The organism is Rosistilla carotiformis (assembly GCF_007753095.1).
In the GTDB taxonomy this organism is placed as follows: Bacteria; Planctomycetota; Planctomycetia; order Pirellulales; family Pirellulaceae; genus Rosistilla; species Rosistilla carotiformis.
In genome coordinates this window covers 3,027,269-3,052,878 of sequence record NZ_CP036348.1, presented here as the reverse complement: position 1 = coordinate 3,052,878, position 25,610 = coordinate 3,027,269, and the positions used below count along the sequence as shown (strand labels likewise).

20 protein-coding genes are annotated in these 25,610 nt (G+C 58.6%); 8 read left to right on the top strand and 12 right to left on the bottom strand.

Features of this window, described 5'->3' with window-relative positions; all coding sequences use genetic code 11:
• Positions 1–18 precede the first annotated feature (18 nt).
• The 5 genes from Poly24_RS11190 to Poly24_RS11170 all read right to left on the bottom strand — a co-directional run bounded on the left by Poly24_RS11190 (position 19) and on the right by Poly24_RS11170 (position 5,877).
• Entirely contained in the window at positions 19–1,230 is a 1,212-nt protein-coding gene (locus Poly24_RS11190; RefSeq protein ID WP_145094736.1) for an SO2930 family diheme c-type cytochrome, read from the bottom strand.
• Between the two features lie 2 nt (positions 1,231–1,232).
• Entirely contained in the window at positions 1,233–2,573 is a 1,341-nt protein-coding gene (locus Poly24_RS11185; RefSeq protein ID WP_145094733.1) for a parallel beta-helix domain-containing protein, read from the bottom strand.
• A gap of 63 nt (positions 2,574–2,636) precedes the next feature.
• Positions 2,637–4,343 (bottom strand): aldehyde dehydrogenase family protein, encoded by a 1,707-nt coding sequence (locus Poly24_RS11180; protein ID WP_145094730.1) that lies wholly within the window; start codon positions 4,341–4,343, stop codon positions 2,637–2,639.
• A 53-nt stretch (positions 4,344–4,396) separates the two neighbouring features.
• A complete protein-coding gene (locus tag Poly24_RS11175) occupies positions 4,397–4,858 on the bottom strand; it encodes an Mpo1 family 2-hydroxy fatty acid dioxygenase (protein WP_145094727.1) in 462 nt (153 codons plus the stop codon).
• A gap of 23 nt (positions 4,859–4,881) precedes the next feature.
• Positions 4,882–5,877: a DUF1559 domain-containing protein gene (locus tag Poly24_RS11170; RefSeq protein WP_145102800.1), complete on the bottom strand. Its 996-nt coding sequence runs from the start codon at positions 5,875–5,877 to the stop codon at positions 4,882–4,884.
• 378 nt (positions 5,878–6,255) lie between these two features.
• On the opposite strand from Poly24_RS11170, the gene Poly24_RS11165 reads away from it, so the two are divergent.
• Entirely contained in the window at positions 6,256–7,155 is a 900-nt protein-coding gene (locus tag Poly24_RS11165; RefSeq protein WP_145094724.1) for a sugar phosphate isomerase/epimerase family protein, read from the top strand.
• A gap of 102 nt (positions 7,156–7,257) precedes the next feature.
• Here Poly24_RS11165 and ligA read toward each other — a convergent pair whose 3' ends face one another.
• Both ligA and Poly24_RS11155 read right to left on the bottom strand, forming a co-directional pair.
• A complete protein-coding gene (gene ligA / locus Poly24_RS11160) occupies positions 7,258–9,408 on the bottom strand; it encodes an NAD-dependent DNA ligase LigA (RefSeq protein WP_197452496.1) in 2,151 nt (716 codons plus the stop codon).
• A gap of 48 nt (positions 9,409–9,456) precedes the next feature.
• On the bottom strand, positions 9,457–10,821 hold the full coding sequence (locus Poly24_RS11155) for a Gfo/Idh/MocA family protein (RefSeq protein WP_145094718.1): 1,365 nt from the start codon (positions 10,819–10,821) through the stop codon (positions 9,457–9,459).
• Between the two features lie 200 nt (positions 10,822–11,021).
• Here Poly24_RS11155 and hpt point away from each other — a divergent pair, with 200 nt between their 5' ends.
• Genes hpt through Poly24_RS11140 form a run of 3 tightly spaced genes read left to right on the top strand, consistent with a single transcriptional unit; the run spans position 11,022 to position 13,881 of the window.
• Positions 11,022–11,576: a hypoxanthine phosphoribosyltransferase gene (gene hpt, locus Poly24_RS11150; RefSeq protein ID WP_145094715.1), complete on the top strand. Its 555-nt coding sequence runs from the start codon at positions 11,022–11,024 to the stop codon at positions 11,574–11,576.
• Positions 11,573–12,778, top strand: a complete 1,206-nt coding sequence (locus tag Poly24_RS11145) for a glycosyltransferase family 4 protein (protein WP_145094712.1) — start codon at positions 11,573–11,575, stop codon at positions 12,776–12,778. The genes hpt and Poly24_RS11145 overlap by 4 nt, the downstream gene beginning before the upstream one ends.
• The gene (locus Poly24_RS11140) at positions 12,775–13,881 is read left to right on the top strand and encodes a glycosyltransferase (RefSeq protein WP_145094709.1); all 1,107 of its coding nucleotides are present in this window, start codon (positions 12,775–12,777) and stop codon (positions 13,879–13,881) included. Before Poly24_RS11145 ends, Poly24_RS11140 begins: the two co-directional genes overlap by 4 nt.
• On the opposite strand, the gene dnaB is transcribed toward Poly24_RS11140, so the two are convergent.
• The 4 genes from dnaB to Poly24_RS11120 form a co-directional block, all read right to left on the bottom strand.
• Positions 13,875–15,335 (bottom strand): replicative DNA helicase, encoded by a 1,461-nt coding sequence (gene dnaB / locus Poly24_RS11135; RefSeq protein WP_145094706.1) that lies wholly within the window; start codon positions 15,333–15,335, stop codon positions 13,875–13,877. The genes Poly24_RS11140 and dnaB overlap by 7 nt on opposite strands.
• 318 nt (positions 15,336–15,653) lie before the next feature.
• Complete coding sequence (locus tag Poly24_RS11130; RefSeq protein ID WP_197452495.1) at positions 15,654–16,526, bottom strand: DUF72 domain-containing protein; 873 nt, start codon at positions 16,524–16,526, stop codon at positions 15,654–15,656.
• 6 nt (positions 16,527–16,532) lie between these two features.
• A complete protein-coding gene (locus Poly24_RS11125) occupies positions 16,533–18,032 on the bottom strand; it encodes a sulfatase family protein (RefSeq protein ID WP_145094700.1) in 1,500 nt (499 codons plus the stop codon).
• Between the two features lie 110 nt (positions 18,033–18,142).
• Positions 18,143–19,573, bottom strand: coding sequence for a hypothetical protein (locus tag Poly24_RS11120; RefSeq protein ID WP_145094697.1), 1,431 nt, complete (start codon positions 19,571–19,573; stop codon positions 18,143–18,145).
• Positions 19,574–19,720: 147 nt separating this feature from the next.
• Between Poly24_RS11120 and Poly24_RS11115 the strand changes: the two genes are divergently transcribed.
• Together Poly24_RS11115 and ygfZ are read left to right on the top strand one after the other, a co-directional pair.
• Positions 19,721–20,950, top strand: coding sequence for a lactate racemase domain-containing protein (locus Poly24_RS11115; RefSeq protein WP_145094694.1), 1,230 nt, complete (start codon positions 19,721–19,723; stop codon positions 20,948–20,950).
• A gap of 16 nt (positions 20,951–20,966) precedes the next feature.
• Positions 20,967–21,908 carry a CAF17-like 4Fe-4S cluster assembly/insertion protein YgfZ gene (gene ygfZ / locus Poly24_RS11110; protein ID WP_145094692.1) on the top strand — a complete coding sequence of 314 codons (942 nt, stop codon included), beginning with the start codon at positions 20,967–20,969 and terminating at the stop codon, positions 21,906–21,908.
• A gap of 70 nt (positions 21,909–21,978) precedes the next feature.
• On the opposite strand, the gene Poly24_RS11105 is transcribed toward ygfZ, so the two are convergent.
• A complete protein-coding gene (locus Poly24_RS11105) occupies positions 21,979–22,809 on the bottom strand; it encodes a DUF547 domain-containing protein (protein WP_145094689.1) in 831 nt (276 codons plus the stop codon).
• A gap of 409 nt (positions 22,810–23,218) precedes the next feature.
• Here Poly24_RS11105 and Poly24_RS11100 point away from each other — a divergent pair, with 409 nt between their 5' ends.
• Entirely contained in the window at positions 23,219–23,992 is a 774-nt protein-coding gene (locus Poly24_RS11100; protein ID WP_145094686.1) for a TVP38/TMEM64 family protein, read from the top strand.
• A 48-nt stretch (positions 23,993–24,040) separates the two neighbouring features.
• Entirely contained in the window at positions 24,041–25,597 is a 1,557-nt protein-coding gene (locus tag Poly24_RS11095; protein WP_231753577.1) for a mercuric reductase, read from the top strand.
• The last annotated feature ends 13 nt before the right edge of the window (positions 25,598–25,610 follow it).

The following is a 25,610-nucleotide window of genomic DNA, read 5'->3' as shown; positions in this document are numbered from 1 at the left end:
GCTTCGGCCTTCGCAGGCTTAGATCCCCGGAGCAACATTTGCTGTCGGGGCGTCCTGCGGTTGATCAAGTTCCGTGATCCACTGACGTATCAGTGCCACCCCTTCTTGATCGACAAGCGATCGGCCGATTTCGGGCATCATTTCACCGACATGGTCGGTCTCCAACCGATGCATCAAAATCGAAGCGTCCGGCTGACCGGGAACGATGTCGTACAAACGTCCGCCGGTTCCCCGCCCTGCGGCCACGGGGGTTTTGAATACGCCCAACCGATACGGTTCGTCGACATCGACGTGTAGGTGCAATCCGGAATTGCGGGCTGGCCCGATCGCGCTATGACAGTGTGCACAATTTACATCCAACCAAGCACGGGCTCGTGCGTTCAAGTCCCCCGTCGATTCATCGTCCCAGACAGCGAACCGCGTGCGCTGTGCTGCCGGGGGCAAGCCATCCAACAGTCCCAACCGACTCCAGCGTTCCAGCTGGTTCTCACGCCCATCGACATAATCGAATTCACGATTCAAATTGCCCGCCTTGGGGCCGATCGGCTCGAACCGTTGATTTTCGTGACAACGTTTGCAGTCGTTGAAATTGGGCACCAGATGCGTGTTGGTTCGATCTTTGCCATCCTCATGTTTCCATTGCACTTCCACCGCCCCGCCGGTCAACGACAACGTCGCGTCCTGCTGCGCATCGTCCCAAAGGTAAGGCAATCCGACCCATCCGCTTGGCTGGTGCAATAGGATCCGTGTCTCGATCAGTCGCCGTCCCCGCGCCGGATCGTTCCTATCGTGAGGATAATAAAACGTTTTCGCGATCACCGTGCCGACCGGGAAGTCGAAAACGTGTTCAGGCTGATAGTTCGCTGCCGTCCCTTCGGGCATCCGAATCAAACGATGCTTGGCTGCGTAATCGGAAAACAACGGCGTGTTGACATCGTAGGGCATCGTCCCCGATGCAGGCCGCAAATCCGCCAATGGTCCGTCGAACAATGCGTATTGCGACAAGTGCTGTAGATACTTGGCGCTGCGAACACGGCGTGGCTTCGCGGCCGCGGGCTTTGCCGAATCGGACGCATCGGTCGAGACCGTGGTCACCCCTTCGGCCGCCCCGGGAACAACCACCGGCGTCGCTTCGCGGCAGCCGACGAAACTCCCCATCACCAACGCAATCAACGTCAGCAACAGCATCGGAAGGGATCGCCAAGTAAAGATTTCTGGCACGCCATTCATCGTCACTCCACTCCCGGAATCGCAATCGGCGGCAGCGGTTCCAGCTTGGCTTGGAAAGAAGCGATGTCGTTGCTGACCGCCGGTGCTCCCCCCGTCAACATCGCACCAAGGCCCAGGTTCACGAAGGTCGCTTCACCGTTGTTCACGATCGAAAAACGCAACGATTCGGGAAGTTCCCCTTCCATCAATTTCGCCTCGTTGACAAGCCCGTCGACCACGATATCGGGCATCGGCAAACTTCCGGCCTGCTTGTACACCTCACCGAAAAAACCTTGCGGGTCATTCCCACCATCGGACAACCGGTTGTCATGGATGTGAATCGCTTCGGGATACGGATCGTACTGAGGGTCGTCGAATTTACGCTGCGTCGCCAGAAAACTGATCACCGCGCAATTGGCGGTTTGGTTTCCGTGGATGCTATTATCAAAAACCTCCACGTGATCGTTCGCCATGATCATCAAGCCTGTTCCGGCGGGAACCGTTGCCACCATCGCTCCGGCGTGCGCGAAATTGGGATGGTTGTTATCGTACAATTGATTTTTGAAGACGCGGGTGTGGCTGCCATTCTTCAGCTGCAAGCCGGGAAGCGAAAAGACCAAAATTCCGCCGGTGTTATTGGTCGCTTCGTTTTCGTAAACGTCGGCCCCAACCGTATTTTCGATCTCGATCCCAGCGACATTCCGTTGGGCGCGGTTGTGTCGAACGATCGTCTGCCGGGTTTGTCCAACGTAGATACCGGCATCCGAAGCGCACTCGGCGACACAGTGCTCGATCAACACATTGGAACACATCACCGGATAGATTCCGTAGGCTCCATTCTCTTCACTCGGGCCACGACTCCACCAAGTTCGGATTCGCCGGATCGTCACGTCGGACGAATCGCTGATCTTGATCGCGTCGCCAGGAGTATTCTGAATCGTCAGATCTTCGATCGTAAATTGGTCCGCCTTGACCATCAGCCCCTCACCGCCGGTCCCCTTCCGCTGCCCTTTAAAGTTTAAGATCGTGGCGTCGATACCTTGCCCACGAATCGTAATCCCCGAGACTCCATCGAGCGAAAGAGTGCCGGCAAATTCAAAGGTTCCTTCGGCAAATTCGATCACGTCTCCAGGTTCTGCGGTGATCAAGGCTTCTTGCGCTTGGGTCTGCGCGTCGGGGCCAGGTAAGATCACGCTGGTATACGCTTCCGATGACGACGCTTCGTCCGTAGCGATTTCGCTTGCGGGGATCGAGGGCTGCGAATCGCCAGCGGGAAGATCGGTGATCGGTTGGGGATCGCGGCATCCGATCCACAGCAAAGCTCCCAACGCGAAGAAAACGGGAATCAGACGTGTCATCATCATGGCTCGTTCGAATGAAATTTAAAACACAAAACGGACGGTGGTGCAAACGGTACGCTGGCGGTGCTATCCCCGCAGGGCATGGTAAAAAATGGGGGGCAAACGCAACGGCCCCGGCTTTTCGTAAAATCGAATCAACCTCCGGGCCAATCGATCGGCCGTACGATGGGTCGGGAACCACACCGGCTTGGGAACGCTACTCAGCGGCCCCAACAAGACTGTTTTGTCGACATGCGCCAGCCCAAACGTGTTGTGAACATGCCCCAATCCGCTGTCCGGTGAGGCCAGCGAGGCGCTATGGTGACCGCCCCATGGGGGCGTCATCAATCCATAAACGATCCCCGCCCATTGGTTCAGACAAACCGAACCATAACGCAGTCGATCGATCGCCCGCTCCAGATCATCGCGGTGTTGTTTGCGCCACGCATCGGGAAGGGTCAACGAACAGCAAAGCGTTCCAAAAACCTGGTCGTTAACAAACGCGACCGCCTGATCCAAAAACCGCTCTGGCTGCGATTCCTCCAACTGCGTCTCAGCACAAACGCAAACAAAGGACTCCTCGTCAAATAGATGCGGCGATTGGTCGGGCTTGGCGTCGCGGATCAACGTCCATGGCAGTGTCCCTTCTTCGTCGAAAGGCAAGAAGCCTGCAGCCCGTTCGAATCGTTCGCGCGAGCCCGGGTAGTAGGCGTAACGCGGCGGGATTTGCTGTAACAGCGCGTCGATGTGATCCAAGAACTCCTGCCGCTGTGGCCACCCGCTGGAGGTCACGATGAGTTTGGTCGCGACACAATTAAACGACGCATTGGCGACAATCGATGCGACCAAATTTTCGGCCTGAGCGCGCAACTGGCGTTGGGAGTATTCCCCCGGCACAATCACCCAAGGCGTGACGTTTCCCAATTCACTGGTAATCGCTTTGGTTACCAAGGGCTCGTTGTCGCGCTGCCGCTGAACGCGCTGCTGAGGATCGGCTCCCCAAACAATCGCTTCGTGAGTCCGATGGGATCCGGTCAAATGCAACGCATCGATCGCGGGATGCTGAACGATCGCATCTCCCACGTCGCGTCCGCCGCGAACAATGCGTAACAGATCCGCGGAAATCAACGGCCCGAAAATTTTACTGAAGACAGGTTCCAGGTATTCGTTCACCGGATTCAGCTTCAGCAATACCGCTTCAAATTCGTAGAAGATCTTGTAGAGCGCGTCGGTGGCGGGGATCGCGCTGACGTTCCCCGCCCCCAGCACACAGGCGACTCGCGGCGAACGCGCGGCGCGCGTTTCCCAAGCGTCCGAAAACATCGACTGCCGATCTGCCTCCGGCTGCAGCCAGACTTCCGCCTGCAAACCTTTAAAGATCAAACGATCATATAAATCATCGATCGGCAGAACGGGAACACACAAGCGGCCCAAAGTATTCGTGCGCGGCGCTGCTGGCAATCGAGGCACGCCCGACGCTTGTAAATCGCGGAACACCCCGGTGACCAAGCGAAGATACCGCAGCAGACTGGCCGGTCCCGCCAGGATTTCTTCAGCGGCGATCGGTTGGTCCACCGCGATTCGCTTGGCGGAACAACTGACACGAATCCATTCGTCGGCGTGCTGCACAATCAACGCCGCACATGCATCCAACAGCGAACAACATTCTGCCAAAGGCATTGCCTGGAGACGTTTCGCCCCACGCTTCAGGTCGGTCAATGCATGATCCAACGTCGATGCATCGTACGCCGTAGGATTCCGCGGCGATGGCTCCGTTTCGGACGTCGACGTCATGGGGCTCTCCGACAAGACTGAGACAAGAACAAGCGGACGCTTTCACGTCCCGATCACCATCCTAACCGACGGTACAACGCATCGAGCACCCACGCCGGACCGATCAACAGAAATTGAAGGTCTTGGAAAAACGCGGGCTTTGCCCCTTCAATCTTATGACCGATGAACTGTCCCAGCCACGCGACCACAAAGACCGCGAACGACGGGATCCAAAGCGGCATCTCGAAAGACTTCTGGTAGGCAACAAAGAGGGCCGACGTGAGTAAGAAACCGGTCGCCATTCCAACCGCCAACCTTAGCGACAAACGGATGTAGAAAACCAATGCCGCAACCATCGCGACGACGCTCCAATTGATACTTCCCCAAGGGAGGTGTGGGGCAGGAAGTCCCCACAGCATTCCCAGGAACGACACCGCAATCAACGGAACGCAAATCCAATGGATGCGTTCATTCGTCGGATTGCGATGGCATACCTCGTAGATGGCGAACCAATCGGCAGCGGTTTTCTTGGCCATCCCCTCACGTTCCTTACAGCAAACTATGGCAGCGAGCCCACTTCACCACCAGCGACGGTCGAAACCGCGCGGTAGATCACCATGTCGATCGTTTCGCCGATAAATCGGACGGAGCCATCGGCCAAGGCAAAGTTGCCGCCACCGGGATGGTAGCTGCTGAAATTGCCCACCGTGTCGCCACCACCGGTCGCTGCGCTGTTGAATGTTGCCTCAGCAAGATTGGTCGACGTGGTTGGGTTCTTGTTTAACGGTTCAACCGTTCCCGCGAAGATACTGTTGCGGGTCAGCCCTGCCGCATCCGCAATGGGTTGAGGAATGATCCATCCGATCGAACTGACCGTTTCCGTTGGCGTGGTACAGTTGACTCCGGCACATAAATCGTGACGGGCGCCCGAGGATCCCTCACCGATGCACAACGTATTGCTGGTTCCATCGATGATGTCGCGGAAGCTGGTCTTTAACCCCAAGTCGAACATCCCCTTGGCGCTTCCATAACCGCTTGGATTGTTGGACCATTCGCCATGCGCCCCTTTGGACAACCGATAGGTCGTGACGCCAAACGTATCTCCCACGGTTGCTCCAAACGATGCCAGGACTGCGCCCACGGCAGTATCGGTTACCGTTTCGGGCCCTGCATTCGACGGGCAGTAATAGGTGGAGACCACCGTTGACGCGACGGCAGGCAGCTGGCTTTCCCATGGTTCGTCGAAATTGTACAGGTTTTGAAGCGAGCCTTGTTCGATAAACGGCAGCGTCGACGAAAACGCGTTGACGTAGAAGTCGCTCGAGAGCGAACCGCTACCAAACCTGACGATCGCTCCCTGCGGAAACGTCTTATAGGTGTCGTGGTAGTTGTGCATCGACAATGCCGTTTGCTTCAGATTGTTCGAGCATTGCATCCGCCGAGCCGCTTCGCGCGCCGCCTGCACTGCGGGTAGAAGCAGCCCCACCAGGATCCCGATGATCGCAATCACCACCAATAACTCCACCAAGGTAAAACCGCGTTTTGAAGATTTCATCCGCCAAGCTCCGTTTAAAATTCCAAAAACAAACAACCAATCAGGGGAAATGCCCCCTTAACCCCAATGCTAGGATGCTATCCACGCGTCTACTATCGGATTCCCGCAAACGCTAGCTCTTTTTGGTTTTTTCTTGTCGCCGGCCGATCCATGGGATAAATCTCACAAACTCTTCGCCGATCCGATGCGGGAAGCCGCCAGGACCACCTCTTCGCTCCAGCCCCGTTCCCTCCGTTTGCGAGCCGCGAATGTCTTGCGACCGTTCCCGTTTGCTGCTGTTTGAGCTGTGGCATTTGAACTATCATGGGAGGCGATTCAACGGACGCCGACGCGTCTTTCCCACCTCTCGCTAAATTCCAAGCTCCCCAGGATCCCACCATGAGTGCATCGATCGCCTTTTCTCGTCGCAAGCTGTTGCGTACAACCGCCCCAGTTGCCGCCGCCGCCCTGGTCGCCCCCTCCGCGTTTGCCTGGCAATCCAAATCGAAAATCCTCAACACGTTGAAGATTGGAATGGTCAAAATGCCCGGGGCGACGTTGGAACAGAAATTTCGCGTCGTCAAGGAAGTGGGCTTCGACGGAATTGAGATGAGTGCCCCGGGGATGGACGTCGAGGAAACCAAGGCGGCGATCAAAGCATCCGGCCTGATCGTCGACGGTACCGTCTGCGCCGAACATTGGTCGGTTCGCCACACGAGCCCCGATGCGGAGACTCGGGCCAGAGCGCTGAACAACCTAACGGTCGCTCTTCGCGACACCAAAGCCGTTGGTGGCGACACCGTCCTTGTCGTTGTTGGCAAAGGTGAAGACGGTCCCGAAAGCGAGATCTGGGAACGATCGGTCGAAAACATCTCCAAAGCGATTCCGTTGGCCGAAGACCTGAACGTCACGATTGCCATCGAAAACGTCTGGAACCAGTTCTTGTACGATCACGACGGCGATGCCACTCAAACGGCAGACAAGTTCGTAAAATATGTCGACGAATTCAATTCGCCGCGCGTAGCGATGCAGTTCGATATCGGTAACCATTGGAAATACGGAAACACAGGGGATTGGATCCGCACGCTAGGCAAGCGGATCGTGAAGCTCGATTCCAAAGGCTTTTCGCGTACCGACAACCGGTTCACCAAGATTGGCGAAGGGGATATCGATTGGAAAGATGTCCGGGCCGCGCTGACCGAAATCGGTTTCGAAGGCTGGTGTGCAGCCGAAGTTGGCGGAGGGGGCAAAGAACGCTTGGCCGAAATCCTCGCGAACATGAAGCGGACGCTAGGCTAAACAATCGCGTTTAACCAGCCGCCTAATGAGGTCGAAGACGCGGGTCGTCTTCGACCTACCGTTCCGATGTAGCGTGGCGCCACCAACCGGTCATGTTTGGGTTTACGAACCGGCTTGAAGCAACTTCTGCAGCTCGTCGGTATCGATGATTGGGATCCCGAGCTTCTCCGCTTTTTCGCTCTTCGATCCGCTGGCGGTTCCCGCGACCAGGTAGTGGGTCTTTTTGGAGACGCTCCCCGAACACTTGCCGCCGAGTTCTTCGACGCGCTGTTCCCAGTGACGCTTCCCCTCGGGAAAGCCGCCGCTGAAGCAGAAGTTCTTGCCAGTCAGTAGCCCCGTTTTCGGCGACTGCGGTTCGACGTAGTTCAGCAGGTCGTCGATCGCTGCGGCGTTGGTCGACAGGTAGCTGGAGACCGTCTCGGCTGTCTTTTCGCCGACGTCGCCAACTTCGATCAGTTGCTGGACCGTGGCGGCGCGGATCGCATCGAAGCTGCTGAAGTGATCTTCGAGCGCTTTGCCAGCCGACTTGCCCGCCGCTTCGATGCCAAAGGCGGCAAACAGCTGCCACAGCGGAACCTGCTTCTTCGATTGCCGAGCCGTCGCGATCGCGATCCCCAGCTCTTCGTTTTTCATCTTGTCAGGAGCGGGGATCATGTGGACCGCCGCCAGTGCCAACAGCGACTGTCGTTCGGTCAGCCCACATTCCATCGCGTCTTCCAATTCCAAGCGATAGAAATCGGCATGCGTCGCGACCTTGCCCCCTTCGACCATCGTCCGCACGCGGCTCTCGCCCAAACCGACGACGCCAAAGGTGCTCAGATAGTGGCACAGGCCGTGGACGTTTTGCGCCGAGCAATCGGGGTTGGGACAGACAAGTTCCAGCATCTCTTCGGTTCCCCCTTGCTGTAGCTGGGTCTTCGCTTTGCAAGCCGGACAATGATCGGGAAACTGCGGCTCGCCTTGCCCCGCAATCACGCCGGTCACTTTGGGGATGATCTTCCCCGCCTTGCGAACCGCGATCGTCGACCCGATCGTGATCTGATTGCGGAGCATAAATCCGGCGTTGTGCAGCGTCGCCCGGGTCACGTTGGTGCCGGCCAAACGAACGGGATCGAAGATCGCCACTGCGACGATCTTGCCGGTCCGGCCGGTCTGCCACTGGATGTCGCGGATCACCGGCGTCGCTTCCTCCTCGCGGAATTTCCAGGCGATCTTCCCCTTCGGATTGCCGGTCCTCGGATCGCCGTGACGCCCCAGTTGTTCCTGGTCCTCGAGATCGTTGACCCCAATCACGACGCCGTCGACTTCGAAATCGAGAGTCGGCACGGCATCTTCCATCGCCTGCAGGTTCTCGAAGCGAAACGGTTGGGGCTCGATATAGTGGATCCCCAACGTTTCCTGACACCAGCGAGCGCGTTCGATCTCGGTCTTATAAGGTGGATGGTCGAGTGCTTCGATCGTGTAGGCGATGAAGCTGATCCGCATCCGCGCGGTTTTTTCGGGGTTCTTGAACTGGCGAATCCCACCGGCGGTGTGGTTCCGCGGATTCGCTCGCAACTTCTCCCCTTCGTCGGCCAATTCGGCTTGCACCTTTTCGAAGTCGGAGAGCTTGCAGATCAGTTCGCCCCGGATCGAGCAACTGATCTTCTTGGGAAGCTTATCCGGAACGCCGGCAACATAACGAACCTGCGCCGTGACATCTTCGCCGTTGATCCCGTCGCGCGGTCGCAGCCCGGCGCGGACAAGTTTTCCCTGTTCGTAATAAAGAGCGATCGCCACGCCATCGAGCTTGTAGGCGGCGTAGAACCGATCGGGGCTGTAGACGACCGGCTGGCCGTCGTAGCTCATCCCGTCGACGGTAATCAAATCGTCGGGCAACGCGTCGGCAAACAGCTCGCCCGCGGGAGCTTCCGCAACGGCCGGGTCATCGGCGCCGCGGAGCCATTTGAAAAGCATCTGTTGCTGCACGGCGAGATCTTCGTGGCTCGCCTTTTCGATCGACGTCAGCGGCGGATGGTGAACGACCTTCGCGACCGCACTCTCTAACTGCGACGCGGTCGCCGTCTCGAAAAGCGTCGACTGGGGATTCAGCGTCTGCAGTTCACGACGCAGCGCATCGTATTCGCCATCGCTGACCAACACGCCGGTGTCGGGATGCGTACACGCGATCCCTTGTTCGTACTGCGTGTCCAGATGGGCGATGATCCGTTCCAGCGTTTGCACGCGATCGGATTGCTTTGTCGCTTTCGCCACAGCGGTGTTCCTCGTCCTTGAAGCCTTGGGAAATGTCGTTCTGATCGATCAGACGACGATGGTTTTACCCGGCACCGCGACAGGATACGAGCCGTCGTCGGCAGGCAGGACCGGAGGAACATCGTCCCACGATCGCAAGGAATCAAAATCGGCCAAGGCGATGTCGCTGTGAATCGCATCGTCCCAGCGGACAACTTTGCCGCCGTAGGTGGCCATTCGCCCCATGATCGCGGTCATCGTGCTGTGCGCACCATAATCGGCTTCGTTCGGCGATTCGCCGCGTCGCAGGGCGGCGAACAGATCGTGATGCTGTTGCTGCCAGCCCTTCCCCTGTTCAACCGCCGCGTCGCTCTTCCAGATCAGATTGTCTTGGTGATCGTAGATTTCGGCTTTGTTGACAATCGCATAACCGCGGGTGCCGTGAACGTATTCACCGACGCTGTTCCAACAGCCTTTCATGTGCCGGCATTGGCTGATCAGCTTCGCCCCACCGTCGTAGGTGTATTCAACAAAGTGGTGGTCGAAGATCTGACCGGTATCCTCGCCGGTCCGCACTTGGCGGCCGCCTTGGCCTTGAGCTTCCACGGGGAAACCGTCCATCACCCAGTTGATCACGTCGAGATTATGGACGTGCTGTTCGGTGATGTGATCGCCGCAGAGCCAGTTGAAGTAGTACCAGTTGCGACATTGGTACTGCAGTTCGGTATCGTTTTGCTGCCGCGGACGGACCCAAATTCCCGAACCGTTCCAGTAGGCGCGGGACATGATCACGTCGCCGATCATGCCGCCGTGCAGTTGAGCAACGCACTGGCGATAGCGGGCTTCGTGGTGGCGTTGCAGTCCGACGCTGACCGCCAGGCCGTTATGTTTCGCAATCGCGTTGGCCGCCAGCACGCGTCGCACGCCCGGTGCATCGGTGGCGACAGGTTTCTCCATGAAAACATGTTTCCCGACGTCGACGGCCGCTTCGAAATGCAGGGGGCGGAAACCGGGAGGGGTCGCCAGGATCACGACGTCGACATCGGCTTGCAGCACTTTTTGATAGGCGTCGAAACCGACGAACCGCGTGTCGCGGGTGACATCGACGCGGTCGGGATGCTTGCTCTTGATCGTCCGAAACGCCGTCTGCATGCGGTCTTCGAACAGATCTCCCATCGCCGTCAAACGGACTTCGCCATCGACGGTGCTGAGCGCCTGAGTCACCGCGCCGGTTCCCCGTCCGCCACATCCGATCAACCCAACGCGGATCGTGTCGCTGCCGAAGCTGTGCGCCGCACGAGCCACGCTCAGCCCGCCCGCAACCGCACCGCCGGCCAACAACAGGCTGGAGCTTTGCATGAACTTCCGTCGCGATGCATCCGAACGCGCGGCGTCGGTGGAGACTGTTTTTTTGGTGCGATCGGGTTTCGACATCGTGTTATCGATTACCAGCTGGAGAGAGGCGAGCGGAGTCTTGGGAGGGCTTCATGCCCGAGTCAATCTTAGCGGCCGGCCATCGTTTTTTCAATCAACTGGTTCAACCGTGGGGCAACATGTTAAGATGTCGGCGTGTTCCCCGAACGGCCCAATCTCCGCCTGCCATCACCGCTTTTTCGCACCTTCGACTGTTAAATATGAAGACATTGCTTGACGAACAACAGTTGGAGCGCGGTGTCAGCGAATTGGCCCAACGGATCAACGATCACTACGGCTCGCGGCCGCTGACGGTTGTCGCGGTCATGACGGGCAGCTTGATTCTGCTGGCCGATCTGATTCGCCGGTTGAACATGCCCATCCGGGTGGGCGTTGTCCAAGCCAGCAGTTACCGCGGCGGCACCCGCAGCGGCGAACTGTTGGTCAACGCGGCGATGTTGATCAACATCCGCGACCGCGAGGTGCTGTTGATCGACGACATCTTCGACACCGGCCGGACGCTGGAACGATTATTGGAAGACATGCGACAGATGGGTGCCCAGGACGTCAAAAGTGCGGTGCTGCTGCAGAAGAATCGCCAGCACGACGTGCAGGTCCGCCCCGATTTTGTCGCCTTTGAAATCCCCGACGAATTTGTCGTCGGATACGGATTGGATTACGAGGACATGTATCGCAACCTGCCTTATCTGGGCGTGTTGGAACAAGCCGATCTCGACCGCCATCACGCGTTGCACGGACCGGCCATCGATCGATGAAACGATTCCAAGTGCTGATCGTCACTCGACGCTACTGGCCGCATTGCGATGATGCCAGCAGTCGCTTGACCGCGCTTGTCAGCGGCCTTCGCCGCCAAGGATGTTACCCGACCGTCTTGACGCCACGCTACCAAGCGACTTGGCCGGTGGAGTTCCAACATCGCGAGATACCGGTGCTGCGTCCGCTGGCTGCGCCGCGAGGCGAATGGTCGATGGCCCGTTATGTGCGGAATCTGGCCAAGTGGTTGCGCGAGCAGTTGCCGCGGTTCGATCTCGTCTACTGCGACATGATGCGGGAAGAGGCGGCAGCGGTCGTGGAGACCGCCCGACAGGCTGGCGTGCCGAGCGTCGTCCGCTGTGGCACGATGATGGGAACGCGCGATATCGTCTGGCAAGCGTCGCTGCGTGCGCGGCGGAACACGTTTGTCCGCAGCTTTGCCGCCGACGCCGTGATCGCTCCCCGCGCGTCGTGCCAGCAAGCGTTATTGGTCGCCGGAGCCAAAGCGGCAAAGATCGTGCGGATCGCCGACGGCATCGGTGATCCGATCCGTCGCACTCCCGAATCGTGTAAAGCAGCGCGTCTGACGCTCGGCAACATGAATCACGACCTGATGGTGCCGGTCGATGGCAAAGTCATCCTGTGCATGAATCGGCTGTCTCCCGAAGGGGGCGTTTTGACCTTGGCATCGGCGCTCTGGCCGCTGTTGGAGGCGCAGCCCAACCTGCGGTTGTGGATGATCGGCGACGGACCATGGCGTCAGAAAATTTTTAACGACTTAAAACACAACGGCGTCGGCCGGTCGGCGTTTCTACCGGGCAACTTTGATCATGTGGAAGAACTAATGCAAGCTGCGGATATGTTTGTGCTGCCATCGGCGGCCAGCGGAGCGGAGTCGTTTTGGCCGGCGGCGATCGCCGCGGCGCTCCCCACCGCAGTGGTCGATTGCGCCGACACACGCGCCTTTGCGATGGCCGCTTTTTCGGAACTGCACAGCTTTCCGGCCGATTCAACCGACAAGATGCGGGAAGCGGTCCAAAACGTCTTGGACGATCTGCCGATGGCGACTGCGGGAGCCGAGCGGATGCGGAAGCAGTTGTCGGCCGCGTCGTCCTGGTCCGATACGATCCGTCGGCACGTGCAGTTATTTGAACGCTTGGCGGGCAATTCGGCCGCCTCAAATATGAGTGGAGCGACGGGATGACCCAACGGATTTGCCATATCATCCCGACCTTGGTTCGCGGCGGTGCCGAAAAGCAGCTGGCTCTTCTGGCCAGCGGTTTGCCGCGCGATCGCTTCGACGTGCACGTCGTCGTGTTAACGCACGATGGTCCGTTGCGAGCGGACTTGGAGGCGGCCGGAGTCGAAGTCACGGTGGTCGGCAAGCGATTTAAAGCCGATCCGTCGGCTTACTTTCGCTTGAAGCGAACGCTCAAAAAACTCTCTCCCGATCTGGTCCACACGTGGCTGTTCGCGGCGAACTCCTACGGACGCGCGGCCGCTCGCAGCCTGGGCGTTCGGCGAATCGTGGCCGGGGAACGCTGCGTCGATCAATGGAAGACCACGCGTCATTTTGTGATCGACCGCGCGTTGGCCAAACGAACCGATGCGATCGTCACCAACAGCAGCGGAGTCCGCGATTTTTATGCCGCTCACGGGATCGACCCCGATCTGTTTCGAATCATCCCCAACGGGATTCCGCCTCGCACCGCGAGCACGATCACGCGCGAAGAGGCTTGCCAACGGCTGGGGATCGATCCCAATCGCCGCTTGATCGTCGCCGTCGGCCGGCTGTGGCCTCAGAAACGACTTCGCGACCTGGTGTGGGCCGCTCAGTTGATGGAATCGGCTCGCAACGATTCGACCTTTGTCATCATTGGTGATGGGCCGCAGATGGGTGAACTGCAGCGGTTCCGCGATTCGGCAACGACCGGCCAAGCGGTCCTGTTTGCGGGGGCACGCGACGACGTCGCCGAACTGCTTCCGCACTTCGACCTGTTCTGGATCGGCAGCGGCTACGAAGGGCAGAGCAATGCGTTGATCGAAGCGATGCAGGCCGGCCTGCCGGTCGTGGCGTCGGACATTCCAGGTAACCGCGACCTGATCGAAAACGGCGTCACCGGGATGCTCGCTCCGGTCGGCGAAGCGGCGGAGTTCGCCAAGCACGCCTACCAGTTACTGTTCACCGACACCGAGCGTGCGGCCCGGCTGGGGCAGGCCGCGCAGGATCGGATCGCCAGCGACTTCACCGTCGCCCAGATGATCGACCGGCACGTCGATCTATACAGCGAACTGTTGGATCAATAATCGGTCGGTCCGCTGAATTCGGCGTACTGATCGAATTCGCTGTGCCGTTCGGGAGCCTTGTTGTGGAAGCGGGTGAACGCCCCTTCCCAGGTCAGTTCGACGTCGCCGACCGGTCCGTTACGCTGTTTGGCGATGATGATCTCCGCCTGGCCGGCGTATTGTTCGCGATCCTCGCCGCGGTGGTAATACTCCTCGCGATGCACGAACATCACGATATCCGCATCCTGCTCGATCGCACCCGATTCCCGCAGATGGCTCAACTTGGGCCGGTGGTCCTTGCCCTCTTCGGACTGCCGGTTCAACTGCGACAGGCACAAAACAGGGACTTCCAATTCACGAGCCATACCTTTCAGACGCCGCGCGATTTTCGCCACCTGCTCCTGCCGCGGATCGCGCGAGTTGTCGGGTTCGATCAACTGAAGGTAATCGATCACGATCAACCCCAACGCGCCGTCGCGACGCTTAATACGCCGCCCCGCCGCAGCGATTTCGCTGACCGTTCGGCTAGGCGAATCGTCGACGAATAGGGGCGCGGAGTGGATCTCGTTCGCCTTCTCGACCAACCGTTCACGCTCCTCGCTACTGATCGTACCGTTTCGCAGCTTGTGACCGCTGACTCGGGAGATCGAACACAACATACGATCGGCCAACTCGATCCCCGACATTTCCAAGCTCAGGAACAGGACGGGGTAGCGGAGCTGCATCGAAACGTTTTCGGCGATGTTCATCGCAAACGCGGTTTTACCCATCGAAGGCCGAGCCGCAAGAATCGCCAATTCACCGTTGTGCAAGCCGCCGGTCATCGCATCGAAATCGGTGTACAGCGTATCGCAACCGCCATCGGTGTGCTCGCCCCGCAAACGGGCGTCGATGCGGTCCATCGCCTGGTGCAGAATATCGCTAATGCTGTTGACCGAATTGGATTGTTTGCCGTCCATGATGGCAAACACCTTCTGTTCCGCACTGGCGACCAATTCGCGAGCTTCCTGCGTTTGATCGTAGGCGTCGCGCAGAATGTCGGTGCTCGATTCGATCAGCTTGCGATAGATCGCTTTTTCGTTGACGATCTTCGCGTAATAGACCGCGTGAGCGGCATTGGCGACCGACGTACTAAGCCGTCCAAGATACGCCGGGCCGCCCATCAAATCGTATTGCTTCGCCTTCTTCAGCCGGCTGACCAACAGCGTCACGTCGATCTTCTCACCCATGTCGTGCATCTCTTGCAGCTGGGTGAACAGGATCCGATTGGCATCGTCGTAGAAGTCGTCGGGGCGCAGCAGCGTTGCCAGATCATCCAAGACCTCCGGCAACAGGATGATACTGCCCAACACCCCCATCTCGGCTTCCAAGTCGAACGGCGGCTGGCGTTGCAGAATCTCGCTAGCTGTCGACTTGGGCTTCTTCTTGTCGCGGCGTGAACCTTTGAATTTTTCGTCGTTGCCTTCTGCAATCACAGCTGCCTGCCTCCTGAGCGAATCGATTCCGTTGAGTCTAATTATGCTGTCTTGTCGGGCCTGGATTGACAAGCCCGACGGTCCTCGGATTCTCCGGCGGTCGTCGACCGATCCGATTCCGACAGACAAATATCAGGGTAAAAACAAATTTCCAATATTCGGTCCGCCGCAAATGCGCGAACCGTTGCGGTGGACAAAGTGTTCGAAAACGGGAGCCGGTGCCGCGATGAAGAGATTCGCGAATCGCAGCTGAACCGGCCGACGACGTTCCCGTGCCGGCAGCCTCCGCAATCTTCAATTCTGATCTTTTTCAATGGACTAGAAAAGCTGCAACTGCACCGCCATGCCGCGCCCGGGCCATCGAGACATCGCCGCCACTTCGGGCAACAACGCTTGCACCCGCTCGTGAAACATCTCCGCGATCACCGGTCCATCGCTTACATTTTCGACGTCGATAAAAACGTAGGGTCGCTTCTTTTTCACGATCCAGTCGGCGACGACATCGGCCCAAACGTCGAGCCAAGTCGGGACCAGAAGCTGATCCAACCTGGCTCCGCAAAGTCGTAACATCGGCATCGGGCCGGTCGCATCGCAGCGAACTTGTTCGGGAAAGCGGATCCGCCGCGATCCGTTGGCCGCGGCTTGCGTGATCGGATCGTCGGGATCCCACTCCGCAACGATCGACCGATCCAGACGCAGCCGTTTCAGCAACCGATGCAACTTGCGACCGGCCGGTGCGTCGGCAAAGAAGTCGGGATGCTGCGCCTCGACCGCGATCGGAAACTCGACCGGCATCGACTCCAAAAATTGCTCCAACACAGGCAACATCTGCACATCGAAGGTCGCGGGCAACTGCAGGCGCGACGGGCCCAAGCGATCGTGATCTTGCAACACGCTTAAGAGATCCAAAAACGGATCCAGATCCAACAGTTCCCCTTGCAGCATCGCGTCGTCGGTGACGCTGCGTGGGAAGGGCAGAACAAACCGGAAATCGTCGGACGTCGTCCGGCACCAACGCTTCACTTTTCGCAGATCGACTTTGCCATCGCGGCTGGTCGGTTCTTCGACGGTTCTGAAGACGCGGCTGTATTGACTCAACCACTGCGCAGCGGGAGCGCCAGGTTTGTAGAGGCTGCCTTGCCATTCCGGGCAATCCCACAGCGGACATCCGAGTCGATAGAGTGGGCTCACGCGCAGCTACCTTGGACCTGGGTTGTTAACCGTCGTCGCATTCCGCTCGGTCCCGGCAGGCGTTCCACGGAAAGCGTTCTTTTCCATCGGCAGCCGATCTCCCGTTTCCCGATCGAACGAATCGGACGAGATCTGATCGGGAACCGTATCCCCGGTCGCTTCGGACCACTCGGCCAACAGCTTGCGCAATCGGTCGGCATCGGTGGCGTAACGCTTGTCGTCGATCAAGTTGTTCAGTTGATCGGGATCCGCGTCGACAAGATACAGTTCTTCCTCAGGTCGTGGCGCGGTGAAGACGTCCTGTTGTGCGGCGGTCAGTTTTTTGCCATCGCGTTGCAAACGCAGTTGTTCGTGCGATGGAGAGTTCACCGAATCGGCAGGACCTTGCCAAGGAAACTGTGGGCGGTTGTTTTGGATAAACAAAAAGCGTCCGTCGCGGATGCTGCGGCCGTGGGCTTCGAAATCGTGCCAGTTGTGTTCGGAGAAGGCGTAGCGTCGAATCGTAGCCGACGGGTCGGTAAACAAGGGCAACATGCTAACGCCTTGCACCGTTTCGGGAATCTCCGCTCCCGCAACGCTCAGCACCGTCGGCGCGATGTCGATCGCACTGACCAGACTTTCGCTGACCTCACCCGGCTTGATCTTTGCGGGCCAATGCACAACCAACCCGGTCTTCATCCCCGAATCGTGCAACCGCGTCTTGGCGCGTGGGAAGGGGCGGCCATTGTCGGCCAACACGAAGATCAACGTGTTGTCCAACACCTGTTGCTTGGCCAGTTCCTGCACCACTTCGCCGATGAAATAATCGAACCGCGTCACCTCGTTGTAATAGGAGGCGAGATCCTGGCGGGTCGGCAGATCGTCGACCAGAAACTTCGGAACGCGAACACTCTCGGGCGAGTGGCGCGGACCGTATCGATCGGCATCCCATTCCTGGTCGGCTTCCCAGTCGCGGTGGGCGTCGTACGCTGCGTACCAGAAAAAGAAAGGCTTGTCGCGCGGACGATCCTTCGTGATGGAAACCCAGTTCGCGTGGCCGCCACCGTTGTTTTTAGTGCGTCCCTTATCGATCGTATCAAACGCCTTGGGACGTTCCGGCGCTCGCGGTTCCACCTTGGCGACCGACATGTGATTTTTGCCCGACAGCGCGGTGTAATATCCCGCTTCACGCAGACGTTCGGGGAACCAAGGCAGATTGGCCGAAATCGGCAGATGCAACTCCGACGCCGGACCGTTGTTGTGCGGATAACGACCGGTGATCATGCTCGCTCGCGATGGACTGCAACTGCTGGCGGTCAGATAAGCTTGGTCCAACCGCAGGCCGCCGGCAGCTAAGCGATCGATGTTCGGCGTGCGCGCTTGCGAGTTTCCATAGCAGCCGAAATCGTTCCAGCTGACGTCATCGGCGATGAAGACGACCACATTAGGGCGCGCGTCGGCAGCGTGAACGATCTGTGGTGAGAAGCAAAGAGCAAGCAGTAAGCAACGCGCGGTCCAACGAATCATCTGAGTTTGCCTGGTTGTCGGTTCTAAAAGTCGCGTGGGAGCGGGGAGTCAAAGAATGGATCACCTAAGATAAATCTCTCCGCCGCGACAAGCCAGCACTAAACGTCAGCTTAACGGAGGTTCTGGTTCGATCGGATCTCCGCGGTCAGCAGGCTCGATTCGGTCGACAGCGGGAACTGCAGGCCGCTGCGCTGCGACAACAGACGGCGATAGCTGGCTTGGCTGGCGATGTATTGATCGAGAGCCCGGCGGCCGACCGGTTGGCGATCGGCCACCTCGGTCAAGATCGCCGGCAAGATTTGCAACAGACCGTCGTTCAAACGTTGTTGGTGCAGTTCGACCGAACCATCGGCTCCCATCACGACCAAGCAAGGCGCTTCGGTGATCTGGAAGACGTCGCGGCCAACGGCTTGCGTGTCGTCGATCCAGGGCATGCCCACGCCCCACGATCGCAGCATCCTTCCGGTGTCGGCCGACGATTGTGGTTCCGCCATTACGACTGCGGGATGGATCCGTTGTTGAACCTCTTGCGGCAACGCGTCGATCGCCTGCTGCAACGCCATCGCCGCTTGCTGCGACGAACCGTGGTTAGCGATCCACATCAAGACGGTTGCCGGACGTCCGCTCCCCGATTCGTTGACGTCGAAGCGTCCGGTCGATTCGGGCAAACGAAAACTGCCGACGCGCGAACCGACCAACGCGTGGGGCGCCGCCGGGGGCGGATTGATCAGCGTCGTCACCTGGACCGACATCGGGGGTGTTTGCAGAGCAAACACGCGCGGCGGCAAGCGGCGTTCAAATTCAGCGTCCGCCAATTCGATCGTTAGCGACGCTTCGGACAGCTGCGGATCGTTCGCCAATCCGGGTGCGATCGCTTGCCACGGCAATTCCAACCGGCGGATCAGATAGTCTTCGACGTCGATCCAAAGGACGTAGCGAAGCGGTTCGGCGTCGATCACGACCGATTGGCAGGCGCGACCGTCGACCGATTGGCGTTCGCCCAAAGCGAGTTCCGCCGGAGCTTGCAGCCATGCGGCGAGCGGTTTGTCGGACAGCAGCAATTCCAACTGAGGGGCCGGACCGCCCATCCCCGAACCTGCAAACTGAGCGACCATCGGGTCGGCGTAAACCTCTTCTAATGTCAGCCGACTGGAAACCGGAACCGACAGGCATTGGCCATCAAAATGATTCGTCTCTGGATCCTGGATCGTCGCCTGCAGCCGCTTGCCATCGCTGGACAACTGGACCGCGTAGGCGTCGATCGATAGCAGGTTGGGCGATTGGAAGCTGACCGCCAGCGGAGCCCGGTCTTCAAACGGTTCCCCCGCCAGCGAATAGGCAAGCCGCACGTAGCCGCTGTCGCGATAAGCCGATGCGGTCTGGTAGGCGTTGGCCGTCAGATCGATCAACGCGCGGGCTTCCGCAGCGGTGTCGGAGCCCTCGCCCGACGCCGCGGTCGGTGTTTTCGTGGACGAACTGCAACCGAGCGTGCCGACCAGACACGCCACCATCATCCATGAACCGAATGTCTTGATCTGCACCGTTAAATCCTCAAAGGTTGGCCTGCCCTACCGCTTCGAACCGCCCAGTTCTAAGATGCTGGCAATCGACGGCAGCGGCCGTCGTTTGATTTCGCATGCTTAAACCCGATAATTCCTACTATCGTCACCCTGGAGCCCGAAGATTTGATGTCTACCCCGGAACCTCACAGATTCTGGCAGGATGGCCCGCTAGCAATCCGCAGCGACTGCGGCGCGGAGGTGCTGACGCTAGCTCCTGTCGATTTGCAAGCGTTGCCCGATCCGCGGCGTTCGATCCGCGACGCGCTGCAGCACGCCGAGGATTACCCGCCAATTCATCAAGCGATCGTGCCGGGAGACCGAATTACGGTGGTTGTCGATCCGAACCTGCCCAGCCTTTTCGATTGTGTCGCCGGCGTTTTGGACGCGATCGCTTCGGACGCAAACGGCGAGATCGAAGTGGTCCTGGGGGAGGATGCTAGCGAAGCGACGCTGCAGCGGTTGACCGAAGTCGTTGGCAACCAAGCGACCGTCCATCGGCACGATCCCGACGATCAAGCGACCTTGGGCTATCTGGCCGCTTCCGAATCGGCCGACCCGATCTATCTGAACCGCATGATCCTGGAAGCCGACTTTGTCATTCCGCTGACGATTGCCCGCCCCGATGGAGCACTGGACCCTCGCTGCGAAGCGGGAGGCGTGTTTCCTCAATTTGCCGACCGCCGCAGCCAACAGCGAGTGCGAGACGCTCAATTCTTCGGGCGTCCCTCGGAAGCTGCGCCGCACACCGCTCGGCAGCAGGCCGACGAAGCGGCTTGGTTGCTGGGGATCCAGATGGTCGTCGAGGTCTTGCCAACCGTCGACGCTCTGGCGGCGGAGATCGTCGCGGGAACACCGGGCGGCGTCCGGCGGAAACTGACCGCGTCGATCGAATCGTCCTGGCAACGCTCGGCTCCCAATCCTCCTTCGCTGGTCATCGCCTGTATCGATGGGGACGACCAACAGCAGAACTGGAACAACGTCGCCCGGGCGTTGCATGTCGCCAAGGGGCTGGTCGAAGTTGGCGGCGCGATCGCGATCTGCTGCGATCTGACCGAAACTCCCGGTCCGGCGCTCCGTCGCCTGGCGTCGGATGCTTCGTACGAAGATCTGCAGAAAGCAACTCGCAAGGATCTCACCCGCGAGGGAATGATCGCCAACATACTGTTGCGAGCACGCGAGGAATCGCGGATCGTCGTGGCCAGCGGGCTGCCTCGCGAAGCGTTGGAGGAGATGGGATTGGGAGCGATCCAAACTCGTGAGCAGCTGCAAAACCTGGTCGACCAATATTCACACACCGTCGTCGTACGAGCCGCGCAATTTTGTGTCGCGACCGTGGGCGAACCCGACGAAATCTAAAAACGAGCAACATCCGATGACGACCCAATACGAAGCGTTTACCGCGGGCCGCGCGTGCGTGCGGATCGACGACCTGTGCGTCGTAGAAATGACCGGCGAAGATCGCATCACCGTCCTGAACAACTTGACCACCAACGACTTTAAACGTTTGGAAGTCGACCACGGTTGGGAGACCTTCATCACCGATGTCCGCGGCCGCGCGATCGGTCACGTCTGCGGATTCAACGAATCCCAACGGATGCTGATGTTAGGATGCGGATCGCAGGGAGAAACCTTGGCGTCGCATATCGATCGCTACATCATCCGCGAAGACGCGGTGATCACCGATCGCAGCGAAGCGTATGTCGGTTGGTTGATCAGCGGCCATCAATCGCCAGCGATCGAAGGCTTCACGCCCGCCGAAGCACCTCGTCTGGCATGCGGCCGGTTCACGATAGGTGATGCCGACGCATCGTGGTTCCAATTGCCATGGACCAGCGGGCAGGATTGTCTGGTTCTCGCCAGCGCCGACGCTGCCGAAGCGGTTGCAAAATGGTTTAACGAACAAGGTTTTAACGTCGTCGATGGCCATGTCTTGGAAGCGGCGCGGATCGCCGCCGGTTGGCCTCGCTTTGGCATCGATTGCAGCGACGCCAATTTGCCCCAAGAAGTCGACCGCAACGAGCAAACGATCAGCTTCACCAAAGGCTGCTACCTCGGCCAGGAAACGATCGCCCGCTTGGACGCTTTGGGTCAGGTACAAAAGAAGCTGGTGCAGATGCAGATCAGTGGCGAAGCGGTTCCGGTGACGGGAACCAAGTTGATCGAAGCGGACAAGCCGTGCGGCGAGATCCGATCGGCGATCGCATCGCCAACCGATGGCCAAGTGATCGCCATCGGTTACGTCCGTCGCAAGTGGTTCGACGCCGGATCGCAGCTGCAAGTCGCCGATTCGGATCAAACCGCGACCGTGCTTTAAGGACTTTGGCAGCGGTGAGGTGATGAGAAAGTCAAGCGTTTGCCTGACAATTGATGCATTCCAACGCGGCTTATTGTGAATTAAGGTTCCAGTTGTAATCGAGATAGCTGATCGAGACCGCATTCTGTCGCGCCGCGGCCTGCGCCGCTTGCGACGGCAACCACTCGGCGATTCGCTTCAATTGAGCCGCTTGATCGCCGCCAAAATCCTCTCCGAACCAATCGAGTATCGACGATAACTGCACGCGTCGGTTGGCGGGATCAAAGCGGAAGTTTTGCGAACGCGCGAAGAAGTCCTTCGCGTTCAGCTGCAACTGTTCCTGCAACCGATCGGCGACATACGCTTCGTTTAAAAGGCGGGGACAACCGATCGAAGCACAGACGATGGCAAAATGGATGCGTGGTTCGCCTTTCTTGCGGAGGACCTCGTGTTCGATCTGGTCCAACGAATAGGGCTTGCCGCCGACGTACAGTTGTAGGTCTTTCCAGATGTTGTATCCCCACAACTTGGCGGTGTGGTTGCGGATGCTGGTCGTTGGATATTCCCGCAAGATGCCGTGCACCGTGACTGCATTGTAGGCGTTAATCCAAAACGCGAGCGTCGCGTCCGATGAAGCGGGCAGACTGGGGTTTGCTGTCGATAGCGTCTGCAGATAGCTCGCCAATGCTTGCATGTCGGCAGCGGACGCCTTCAAGCCGCGATAGTTCACCATACCGTCGGTGTCGACATATTTGCGAGTTAATGCATCCCAGGCAGCATGGTCAATCTTGTCGATTGAAACCTGACGGGCTTGGGCGACGCGCGTACCGACGTAAACCGCCGATCCCGCCAATGCCGTCGAGAGGCTCGCCGCGAAGGTCAAAAATGTAACGAGGCCGAGCGTGGTCAGTTTTCGAATCATAAACGTTTTCCATTGAAATCCTTCGTGTTTTCCATCGCGTTTGCAACGCCTACCCTCAAGACGTGGAAAACTCGAGGGACTTACAAAATTTCCCAATTCCTTTCCGAATGTTCGATCTGCGAGCCGGTGGCAACCGAGCTTTCGCTTGAAGAATCTTTCGGAAATCCAATGCGTCCCATGACATGTCAGCTATAAACGTGCAGTCCGTTTTTCGTCTCGATACGTTCGAAACGCGAATCGACTCCAGCGACAAACCTCTTCCGGCAAGGCGTCCCCATGAGACGTGCGTGCGTGAAATTTTTCGAAGTGGTTGTAAGGATTTTTTGTACCGACCGTCCCAATAGGGAGCCGCCAGTGGAGTGCGGCTTGGGATCAGCCGCCGCTTTTCATCAAAAGATTAGGGTAAACCATGACGACCGACAGTGAACCGCAGGACGCCCCCAAAACGTCTGGAATTGGCGTCAAGATCGGACTGCTGGTGCTCGTCGTCGCTACCATCGCGATCGCCTACACGCAGTTTGGCGATCTCTTGAGCTTGGAAAACCTGGCGAAACAAGAAGCTCAGTTGAGAGCGTTCCAAACCGACCATCCGGTGCTCGTCTATGGAGCTGCGTTTCTGGTTTACGTTGCCGTGGCTGGACTTTCTCTGCCCGGAGCGGCCGTGCTGACGCTTGTTTATGGATGGTATTTCGGTCTCGCCCGCGGCGTTGTCTTGGTCAGCTTTGCATCGACAGCGGGCGCGACCGTGGCGTTTCTGTTGAGCCGTTTTCTGTTTCGTGATTCGATTCAGAAGCGATTTGGCAAACGCCTGGAGAACTTCAACCAGTCTTTTGAACGGGAAGGTCCGTTCTTCTTATTCACGCTGCGGTTAATCCCGGCGGTCCCATTTTTTGTCATCAATGCGGTGATGGGGCTGACTCCTATCCGCGTCGGAACCTTTTGGTGGGTCAGCCAGCTGGGGATGTTCGCCGCAACGGTGGTTTATGTTTACGCCGGAGCCAGCGTTCCCAACCTTCAGACCTTGGCCGACAACGGAATCGGCGCGGTCTTTTCGCCTCGCCAGTTGTCGCAGATTGTGTTTGCATTTGTGCTGCTGGGACTCTTCCCACTGATCGTTCGATTTGCGATGAAGTTCATCCATCGTGGCACTCCGCAACATGCAATCGATTCGCAAGCCGAATGATGCGTCCCCCACACCGAACCAACACTTTTCTCGCCTCGAAAGCACGCGATGACCGCTCCACTGATCCAGCTGCAGCCACACGACGAACACAACCAAGCCCTCGAGGCAAATGTTCACCCTCAGCGATGGACCAATCCGACTCCAACGCGGCCATATCAATTGGTGGTTGTCGGTGCGGGAACCGCGGGTTTGGTGACCGCTGCAGGCGCGGCGGGGTTGGGAGCCCGCGTTGCATTGGTCGAACGGGAGTTGATGGGAGGCGATTGCTTGAACGTCGGCTGTGTCCCATCCAAAGGCGTGATCCGAGCGGCGCGCGTAGCCGCAGCCGTTCGCGATGCGGAACCCTTCGGAGTGGAGGTACCTCGGGGCGTTGCATTTGATTTCGGAAAAGCGATGCAGCGGATGCGACGACTGAGAGCGCAGATCAGCCCCAACGATTCGGCTCAACGTTTTGCTGAGATGGGTATCGATGTCTACTTTGGCAAGGCGAGCTTTGTCGATGACGGGACCATCGGAGTAACGGCCTCCGACGGATCGGCGGTCCAACTGAATTACAAGAAGGCGGTGATCGCAGCGGGTGCCCGCGCCTCGGCACCTCCCATTCCGGGACTCGACAGCGTCCCCTACCTAACCAACGAAAACCTGTTTTCGTTGACAGAGCTTCCGAAGCGGTTGGGGGTGATCGGCAGCGGACCGATCGGTAGCGAAATGGCGCAGGCGTTTGCAAGGTTTGGTAGCGAAGTATTCCTATTGGAACGCAGTGACAAGCTGCTGCCGCGCGAAGATCCCGATGCGGCAGCTGTCGTGCAAAAGCACTTCGAAAAAGATGGCGTGCAAATGCTGTTCGGATCCAAAGACCTGCAGGTCCGTCCCGCCGACGACGGTGCGATCTGCGTCCAGATGGTTCAAGAAGGCACCACGCGGGAGGTTGTTGTGGATCAATTGTTGGTCGCCGTCGGAAGAGCGCCCAACACCGCGGGACTCAACCTGGAAGCGGTTGACGTGAACCACGACCAATCGGGGATCGAGGTCGATGACTTCCTTCAGACCACCAATCCACGGATCTTCGCCGCCGGCGACATCTGTTCCAAATACAAGTTCACGCACGCCGCCGACTTCCAGGCCCGGATCGTGATCCAAAACGCGTTGTTTTCGATCGGGCCGTTTGGGAAAAAGCGAGCCAGCGGACTAACGATCCCGTGGGCAACCTATACCTCGCCTGAAGTCGCTCATGTAGGGATGTACGAACACGACGCGAAGAGTGCCGGAATAGAGATCGATACCTATACCCAGCACTTCGCCGATGTCGACCGCGCGATCCTCGAAGGGCAAGAGGATGGTTTTGTGAAGGTTCACACCCGTCGAGGGACCGACAAGATCGTTGGGGCCACGATCGTCGCGGAGAACGCGGGAGACATGATCTCCGAGATCACGCTCGCGATGACCGCTGGGCTGGGACTGAGCAAGATCGGAGGCACGATCCACCCCTATCCCACGCAGGCTGAAGCAATCCGCAAGCTTGGCGATCAATACAGTCGCACGCGGCTGACGCCGTTGAGCAAAAAGATCCTCGACATCCTGCGACGAATGAACGTCGGCAGCTGAGCCGTTTTGTCGT

Coding starts and splice junctions, on each gene's coding strand:
- Poly24_RS11190 (WP_145094736.1), bottom strand. CDS start 1,230: ATGAATGGCGTGCCAGAAATCTTTACTTGGCGATCCCTTCCGATGCTG.
- Poly24_RS11185 (WP_145094733.1), bottom strand. CDS start 2,573: ATGATGATGACACGTCTGATTCCCGTTTTCTTCGCGTTGGGAGCTTTG.
- Poly24_RS11180 (WP_145094730.1), bottom strand. CDS start 4,343: ATGACGTCGACGTCCGAAACGGAGCCATCGCCGCGGAATCCTACGGCG.
- Poly24_RS11175 (WP_145094727.1), bottom strand. CDS start 4,858: ATGGCCAAGAAAACCGCTGCCGATTGGTTCGCCATCTACGAGGTATGC.
- Poly24_RS11170 (WP_145102800.1), bottom strand. CDS start 5,877: ATGAAATCTTCAAAACGCGGTTTTACCTTGGTGGAGTTATTGGTGGTG.
- Poly24_RS11165 (WP_145094724.1), top strand. CDS start 6,256: ATGAGTGCATCGATCGCCTTTTCTCGTCGCAAGCTGTTGCGTACAACC.
- Poly24_RS11155 (WP_145094718.1), bottom strand. CDS start 10,821: ATGTCGAAACCCGATCGCACCAAAAAAACAGTCTCCACCGACGCCGCG.
- hpt (WP_145094715.1), top strand. CDS start 11,022: ATGAAGACATTGCTTGACGAACAACAGTTGGAGCGCGGTGTCAGCGAA.
- Poly24_RS11145 (WP_145094712.1), top strand. CDS start 11,573: ATGAAACGATTCCAAGTGCTGATCGTCACTCGACGCTACTGGCCGCAT.
- Poly24_RS11140 (WP_145094709.1), top strand. CDS start 12,775: ATGACCCAACGGATTTGCCATATCATCCCGACCTTGGTTCGCGGCGGT.
- Poly24_RS11125 (WP_145094700.1), bottom strand. CDS start 18,032: ATGATTCGTTGGACCGCGCGTTGCTTACTGCTTGCTCTTTGCTTCTCA.
- Poly24_RS11115 (WP_145094694.1), top strand. CDS start 19,721: ATGTCTACCCCGGAACCTCACAGATTCTGGCAGGATGGCCCGCTAGCA.
- ygfZ (WP_145094692.1), top strand. CDS start 20,967: ATGACGACCCAATACGAAGCGTTTACCGCGGGCCGCGCGTGCGTGCGG.
- Poly24_RS11105 (WP_145094689.1), bottom strand. CDS start 22,809: ATGATTCGAAAACTGACCACGCTCGGCCTCGTTACATTTTTGACCTTC.
- Poly24_RS11100 (WP_145094686.1), top strand. CDS start 23,219: ATGACGACCGACAGTGAACCGCAGGACGCCCCCAAAACGTCTGGAATT.
- Poly24_RS11095 (WP_231753577.1), top strand. CDS start 24,041: ATGACCGCTCCACTGATCCAGCTGCAGCCACACGACGAACACAACCAA.